Source organism: Roseobacter fucihabitans (genome assembly GCF_014337925.2).
Taxonomy (GTDB): domain Bacteria; phylum Pseudomonadota; class Alphaproteobacteria; order Rhodobacterales; family Rhodobacteraceae; genus Roseobacter; species Roseobacter fucihabitans.
On sequence record NZ_CP143423.1, the window covers coordinates 83,446 to 90,000 of the forward strand.

Annotated in this window: 6 protein-coding genes; 4 read left to right on the top strand and 2 right to left on the bottom strand. The window is 57.8% G+C overall.

Features of this window, described 5'->3' with window-relative positions; translation table 11 throughout:
• The first annotated feature begins 103 nt into the window (after nt 1-103).
• Nucleotides 104-2,722, top strand: coding sequence for an ATP-dependent chaperone ClpB (clpB, locus tag ROLI_RS00430; RefSeq protein ID WP_187430669.1), 2,619 nt, complete (start codon nt 104-106; stop codon nt 2,720-2,722).
• Between the two features lie 106 nt (nt 2,723-2,828).
• A complete protein-coding gene (locus ROLI_RS00435; RefSeq protein ID WP_187430668.1) occupies nt 2,829-3,479 on the top strand; it encodes an HAD family phosphatase in 651 nt (216 codons plus the stop codon).
• Nucleotides 3,480-3,554: 75 nt separating this feature from the next.
• On the opposite strand, the gene ROLI_RS00440 is transcribed toward ROLI_RS00435, so the two are convergent.
• Nucleotides 3,555-4,037: a fasciclin domain-containing protein gene (locus ROLI_RS00440; protein WP_187430667.1), complete on the bottom strand. Its 483-nt coding sequence runs from the start codon at nt 4,035-4,037 to the stop codon at nt 3,555-3,557.
• 307 nt (nt 4,038-4,344) lie between these two features.
• On the opposite strand from ROLI_RS00440, the gene msrP reads away from it, so the two are divergent.
• Nucleotides 4,345-5,250, top strand: a complete 906-nt coding sequence (msrP, locus tag ROLI_RS00445) for a protein-methionine-sulfoxide reductase catalytic subunit MsrP (RefSeq protein ID WP_187430666.1) — start codon at nt 4,345-4,347, stop codon at nt 5,248-5,250.
• Between the two features lie 7 nt (nt 5,251-5,257).
• Here msrP and ROLI_RS00450 read toward each other — a convergent pair whose 3' ends face one another.
• Nucleotides 5,258-5,719, bottom strand: coding sequence for a DUF2306 domain-containing protein (locus ROLI_RS00450; protein WP_405049033.1), 462 nt, complete (start codon nt 5,717-5,719; stop codon nt 5,258-5,260).
• Between ROLI_RS00450 and msrQ the strand changes: the two genes are divergently transcribed.
• Entirely contained in the window at nt 5,690-6,310 is a 621-nt protein-coding gene (gene msrQ, locus ROLI_RS00455; RefSeq protein ID WP_187430665.1) for a protein-methionine-sulfoxide reductase heme-binding subunit MsrQ, read from the top strand. The genes ROLI_RS00450 and msrQ overlap by 30 nt on opposite strands.
• The last annotated feature ends 245 nt before the right edge of the window (nt 6,311-6,555 follow it).

Below are 6,555 nucleotides of genomic sequence, written 5' to 3' on the forward strand. Positions count from 1 at the left end.
CGGTTACCAGCACGCCCCAAATACAATGCGAGGTCCTATTAAGCTGTCGTGCCGCCAGGTCGGGCGCAGCGCATCGGGACGCTTTATAAAAAGGAGAATACCCATGGACTTGAGTAAGTTCACGGAACGGTCGCGCGGTTTCATTCAGGCCGCCCAGACCATAGCGACACGCGAAAGCCACCAGCGGCTGTCACCCGAGCATCTGTTGAAAGCGTTGATGGATGATGATCAGGGTTTGGCCAGCAATCTGATATCCGCAGCGGGTGGTGAGCTTGCGCAGGTGGTGCAATCACTGGCGCTGGCGCTCTCGAAAATCCCCAAAGTCAGCGGGGATGCGGCGCAGATTTACCTCGACAACCCGACCCAGAAGGTTCTGGTCGAAGCCGAAGCCCTTGCCAAGAAAGCAGGCGATAGTTTCGTGCCAGTCGAACGCCTCCTGATGGCATTGTGCATGGTGAAATCCGCCGCCAAAACCGCCTTGGATGCGGGCGGCGTGACGGCCCAGGGGCTGAATACAGCGATCAATGACATTCGCAAGGGGCGCACGGCGGATACGGCCAGCGCCGAAGATGGCTATGATGCGCTGAAGAAATACGCGATGGATCTGACGGCGCGCGCGGAGGCGGGCAAGATCGATCCGATCATTGGCCGTGACGAGGAAATCCGCCGCGCGATGCAGGTGTTGAGTCGCCGGACCAAAAACAACCCGGTTCTGATCGGTGAGCCCGGTGTGGGTAAAACCGCCATTGCCGAAGGGTTGGCGCTGCGGATCGTGAATGGCGACGTTCCGGAGTCTTTGCGCAACAAGAAGCTGTTGTCGCTTGATATGGGTGCGTTGATCGCCGGTGCGAAATACCGCGGTGAGTTTGAGGAACGCCTCAAGGCGGTTCTGACCGAGGTCACCGAGGCCGCGGGCGAGATCATCCTGTTCATTGATGAGATGCACACGCTGGTTGGCGCGGGCAAGGCGGATGGCGCGATGGATGCGGCCAACCTGATCAAACCGGCGCTGGCGCGCGGCGAATTGCACTGCGTGGGCGCGACCACGCTCGATGAATACCGCAAATATGTGGAGAAGGACGCGGCCCTTGCGCGCCGTTTCCAGCCGGTGATGATCCTGGAGCCGACGGTGGAGGATACGGTCTCCATCCTGCGGGGCATCAAGGAGAAATACGAATTGCACCATGGTGTGCGGATTTCGGACTCTGCGCTGGTCGCGGCGGCGACATTGAGCCACCGCTACATCACGGATCGGTTTTTGCCCGATAAAGCCATCGATCTGATGGATGAGGCGGCGAGCCGTTTGCGCATGGAAGTGGACAGCAAGCCCGAAGAACTGGACGCGCTGGACCGCTCGATTTTGCAGATGCAGATTGAGGCGGAAGCCCTGCGCGCCGAGGATGATGTGGCCAGCAAGGACCGTCTGGAGACGCTCGAGAAGGACCTCGCCGAGTTGCAGGAGCGCAGCGATGAGTTGACGGCGCAGTGGCAGGCGGAACGGGATAAGCTGTCGGGTGCGCGCGACCTCAAGGAGAAGCTGGACCACGCCCGCGCCGAATTGGAAATCGCAAAGCGTGAGGGTAATCTGGCCAAGGCTGGGGAGCTCTCCTATGGTGTGATCCCTCAGTTGGAAAAAGAACTCGAAGCGGCGGAGGGTCGCGATGACAGCGACCGTCTGGTCGAGGAGGCCGTGCGCCCTGAGCAGATCGCGGGTGTGGTCGAGCGCTGGACCGGTATCCCCGCAGGCAAAATGCTGGAGGGCGAGCGTGATAAGCTGTTGCGCATGGAGGATCAGCTGCACAACCGGGTGATCGGCCAAAATGCGGCTGTGCGCGCCCTGTCCAATGCGGTGCGCCGGGCGCGGGCCGGTCTGAACGATGAAAACCGTCCGCTTGGATCGTTCCTGTTCCTGGGCCCAACTGGCGTGGGCAAGACCGAACTGACCAAAGCCGTGGCGGAATTCCTGTTTGATGATGACAACGCGATGGTGCGCATCGATATGTCAGAATTCATGGAGAAACATGCCGTGAGCCGTCTGATTGGTGCCCCTCCGGGTTATGTCGGATATGATGAGGGCGGTGTATTGACGGAAGCCGTGCGGCGCAGGCCGTATCAAGTGGTGCTGTTTGACGAGGTCGAAAAAGCGCATCCGGATGTGTTTAACGTGCTGTTGCAGGTGCTCGATGATGGGGTGCTGACCGATGGTCAGGGCCGCACGGTTGATTTCAAACAGACGCTGATCATCCTGACCTCCAACCTTGGGGCGCAGGCGCTGAGCCAATTGCCCGATGGCGCGGATGCCTCTGATGCCAAGCGCGATGTGATGGACGCGGTGCGCGCCCATTTCCGCCCCGAATTCCTGAACCGCCTGGATGAGACGATCATCTTTGACCGTCTGGGCCGCGAGGATATGGGCGGGATTGTCGATATTCAAATGGCGCGGTTGCTCAAACGCTTGGCGGCGCGCAAGATCATATTGGATCTGGACGCCGGTGCGCATCAATGGCTGGCGGATGAGGGCTATGACCCGGTCTTCGGCGCGCGCCCTCTGAAACGTGTGATCCAACGAGCCTTGCAGGATCCGCTGGCGGAAATGCTTCTCGCGGGGGATGTGAAGGACGGGGATGTGCTCAATATCTCCGTCGGGGCCGAGGGCTTGATCATCGGGGACCGGGTGGCAGCCACGAACCGGCCCAAGCCGGATGATGCGGTCGTGCATTAATGCGCGTGTTGTAGGTCGTGCATTGAATGCGCGCGTTGTAAGTCATGCATTGACGCCGGACATTATATAAAGTCACAAAGGCCGGGCATATGACCCGGCCTTTTTCATGATATTCCCCCCCGACCTGGTGATTTTCGACTGCGATGGCGTGCTGGTGGACAGCGAGCCGCTCACGAATGTCGTGATCCGTGACAATCTCGCGCAACATGGGCTAGACCTGTCGATCGATCAGATCATTGATCTGTTCGTAGGCGGCACGATCATGGGCGTCATGACGACCGCGCGCGAGATGGGTGCTCGATTGCCGGATGATTGGGTCGATCATATATATAGTGAAGTTTTTGACGTGCTAGATGAAAAGGTCGAGTTGATCCCCGGTGTCGTGGCTGTGTTGGACGCATTGGACGCTGCTGGCATTCCCTATGCGGTCGGTTCCAACGGCCCGCATCGCAAGATGGACATCACCTTGACGCGGACCAGTTTGATGAGCCGTCTGCGGGGACGGGTGTTTTCGCGTGAGGATGTTGCGGCACCCAAACCGGCACCGGATGTTTATCTCAAGGCGGCGGCCTCTGTTGGGATCCTGCCGTCCCGATGTATTGTGGTGGAGGATAGCGCGAGCGGTGCGCGTGCTGGCAAGGCCGCTGGCATGTATACGCTTGGATTTGTCGCAGAAACAGATCCCGCGCGTATGCGCCCTATCTGTGACGCCTTATTTAAGTCGATGGATGAACTCATCCCGCTTTTGCAGGTTTGAACGCAGCGTCCAAAAAAGGCGGCCCGGCAAGAAAGATCTTTCCGGGCCTAACTGTGTCTGCTCGAAAACGGAGGGTTATTCGGGCAGGATCACAGTATCCACAACATGGATGACGCCGTTGGAGGCCTCTACATCCGCTGCGGTGACTGTTGCACCGTTAATCTTTGCACCGTCAGACAGGTCAACGGTAAGATCTCCGCCCTGAACGGTCGCAGCCGTCATGCCATCAGACAGATCAGTGGACATCACTTTGCCCGGCACAACGTGATAGGTCAGGATTGCAATGAGCTGGTCCTTGTTCTCTTCGAGCAACAGGGATTCGACCGTCCCCTCGGGCAGGGCGGCAAAAGCTTCATCCGTGGGTGCGAAAACCGTAAACGGGCCATCACCTTTCAGGGTGTCAACAAGGCCCGCGGCCTGGACCGCAGCCACCAGCGTTGTGAACGACCCCGCGCCAACGGCGGTATCCACGATGTCTTTGGGCGCGTCCCCGGCAAAGGCGGTCGTGCCCAAAAGGGCGGTTGCGGCTGTCAGGCTCAGAAAACTACGACGAAACATAACTGTCTCCTAGGTTAAAAGGGTCGATGCCTCCATGGACATCTGTGAGGTAAACGCAGCAGCCTTGGTTTTGGATCATCGGGGTTTCTTGCTGAGACCATTTGACAAAATGACAGCCGCGCTAAGCTGGGTGCTTTTCCCGTTTCCAGTCACAAAAATGTCAGCAAAAAGACAACCAGGCACAGTGTATACCCCGAGCGGTGGCGGCAAAAGTTACAGTCTGCTGTCCGTATTGTGAGACGAAATCGTTTGGAGTGCCGGGTGTCGTCTCCTACATAGGGCGCAACATAGAGCACTGGAGTATCTGATGGCCTACCGCTGGAAAAATGAGTTGACGCATGCAGATGTGACCCCTGAGGCCGCGTTTATGAACCGGCGTCAGTTGATGAGTGTGGCGGCGGCGGGCGTCGGTCTGGCAGCTTTGGGTGCGCGCGCCGGTGCCGAAGAAGCGCTGGAGCCAAATTCCTGGGAAGACATTACACAGTATAATAACTTCTATGAATTCGGCACGGGCAAGACCGATCCGGCCACCTATGCCGGTGGTCTGACGACCGACCCCTGGAGTGTGACGATCGACGGTCTGGTTGAAAAACCCGGTGAGTATGATTTCAAAGACATCATGGCGCAGATGACAGTTGAGGAGCGCATCTATCGTTTTCGTTGTGTCGAGGCCTGGTCGATGGTCATTCCGTGGAACGGCTTCGAGTTGGCCGATCTGTTGACGCTGGCCGGGGTCAAACCAGAGGCGAAATACGTCCGCTTCGAAACGCTCTATCGTCCCGAAGAGATGCCGGGTCAGAAGTCGCGCTCGATTGACTGGCCCTACGTCGAGGGTCTGCGGCTGGATGAGGCGGTGCATCCGCTGACGATCATGGCGACCGGAATTTACGGCAAACCCATTCCAAATCAGAATGGCGCACCGATGCGGTTGGTTGTGCCGTGGAAATATGGCTTCAAATCGATCAAATCCATCGTGAAGATCACCCTGACGGACGAAGCGCCCGTCAACACATGGCAGGATTTGCAGGCCAGCGAATACGGTTTTTATGCCAATGTGAATCCGACCGTGGATCATCCACGCTGGTCTCAGGCGACGGAGCGCAAGATCGGTGGCGGGTTATTCTCCAAACGGATCCCGACCTTGATGTTCAACGGGTATGAGGAAGAGGTCGCCAGCCTTTATGAAGGTATGGACCTGACGCGTTTCTATTGATTGTTGGCTATTGACCGAAAACCACCAGATGCATGTCGCGCCCCGGAAGTAGTGTGAAAGCGCCCGCACCGATCAGCGCCACATAAAAGAGCTGGCGCATCGTACTGCGATGTTCGTCGATCTTGCCGCGCTGTGCGGCGCGGATGCCGCCGACAAGGTTATAGAGTGTATAGACGGACAAGAGGTGAATGAGGCTGAACGGTCCGATCTGGCGCAGATCGTGAATCCAAAAACTGGATAAAGCGACGAGGCCGAGCAGAGACGCCCAGATATATCCGATGACCCGGTGTCGACGCGTGCCTTTGGCCAGCAACAACTGCGTCGCACCCAGCAGGAGAGCGGTAAGGGCTGCGAAAGCATGGGCTGTTACGATGATGCCCGATTGATAGAGTGGAGCGAACGAGATGGGACGAGTTCCTGGGTTTCGAAGAGAGCAGTGATGCGGGATGCTAAGAACGCCGTGGTGGATGTTGTCAACGGTGCGCTGCGCCGGGTGCCCACGTGGGTACTATATATACTGTATCTTCTGCCGGTGCCTTATCTGCTTTATCTGGCGCAAACCGGTGGGCTCGGGCGCGAGCCGATCAAGGCGTTGGAACATGAGTTGGGCGAGATCGCCTTGCAGCTTCTGATCATCGGTCTGACCGTAACACCCTTGCGCCGCTATGGCGGTTTGAACCTGCTGAAGTTCCGCCGCGCGTTTGGTGTCTTGGCCTTTATATATGTCGCGCTGCATCTGTTGGTCTGGCTTGTGCTGGACGTGGGTATCCTGAGCCAGATCTGGGCGGACATCATCAAGCGTCCCTATATCACTATCGGCATGGCGGGATTCGTCCTGCTGGTCCCCCTGGCAATCACCTCCAACAACTGGTCGGTGCGTAAATTGGGGCCGCAATGGCGCAAGCTGCACCGCCTTGTATATGTCGCCGCGATTCTGGGCGGGGTGCATTATGTCATGCTGACCAAGACATGGGCGTTTGAACCGCTGGCCTATCTGGCCGTGATTCTGGGCCTTCTGGCGCTGCGACTTCCCAAAGCGCGGCGCAAACAAGCCGTCTGATGTCCGAAAGTTGAAAAACTGGGCAGGATGAAAACCCCTCTCAGGGCGATTCCACTCGGAATCACCAGAATCCCCCAGCCGATTTTTGATCGTTTGGACGAATCCTTTCCCAAATGGAGATAAACGGGAGACGATTCACATGAATCACACCACGACTCGGGGGTGATTTGCGCTGTGACTCGGGGAGTCTTGGGGGTGGTCTGGTGGATAACGCAATATATGGGGCTCTAAGGCTCGTGCTTTCC

What these genes read in the sequence shown, in the direction of transcription:
- clpB (WP_187430669.1), top strand. Translation starts at nt 104, where the DNA reads ATGGACTTGAGTAAGTTCACGGAACGGTCGCGCGGTTTCATTCAGGCC.
- ROLI_RS00435 (WP_187430668.1), top strand. Translation starts at nt 2,829, where the DNA reads ATGATATTCCCCCCCGACCTGGTGATTTTCGACTGCGATGGCGTGCTG.
- ROLI_RS00440 (WP_187430667.1), bottom strand. Translation starts at nt 4,037, where the DNA reads ATGTTTCGTCGTAGTTTTCTGAGCCTGACAGCCGCAACCGCCCTTTTG.
- msrP (WP_187430666.1), top strand. Translation starts at nt 4,345, where the DNA reads ATGGCCTACCGCTGGAAAAATGAGTTGACGCATGCAGATGTGACCCCT.
- msrQ (WP_187430665.1), top strand. Translation starts at nt 5,690, where the DNA reads ATGCGGGATGCTAAGAACGCCGTGGTGGATGTTGTCAACGGTGCGCTG.